Consider the following 301-nt stretch of genomic DNA (forward strand, 5'->3'; position numbering starts at 1 on the left):
GTTATCCCCCTCCATCAGGCAGTTTCCCGGACATTACTCACCCGTCCGCCACTCGTCAGCGAAGCAGCAAGCTGCTTCCTGTTACCGTTCGAATTGTATGTGTTAGGCCTGCCGCCAGCGTTCAATCTGAGCCATGATCAAACTCTTCAATTTAAGTTTGATGCTCGTGAATTAAACTTCGTAATGAATTACGTATGTTCACTCAGAGACTTGGTATTCATTTTTCGTCCTGCGACGTTAAGAATCCATGTCACTTTGAGTGCCCACACAGATTGTCTGATAAATTGTTAAAGAGCAGTGC

At 45.5% G+C, this 301-nt stretch carries 1 rRNA gene; it reads right to left on the reverse strand.

The features are described 5' to 3' along the window. Positions 1–153 (reverse strand): 16S ribosomal RNA (locus ACNQ0T_RS23800); the annotation flags it as partial. Between the last annotated feature and the right edge of the window lie 148 nt (positions 154–301).

This window comes from Enterobacter cloacae complex sp.6700776, from assembly GCF_048284255.1.
GTDB lineage: Bacteria > Pseudomonadota > Gammaproteobacteria > Enterobacterales > Enterobacteriaceae > Enterobacter > Enterobacter intestinihominis.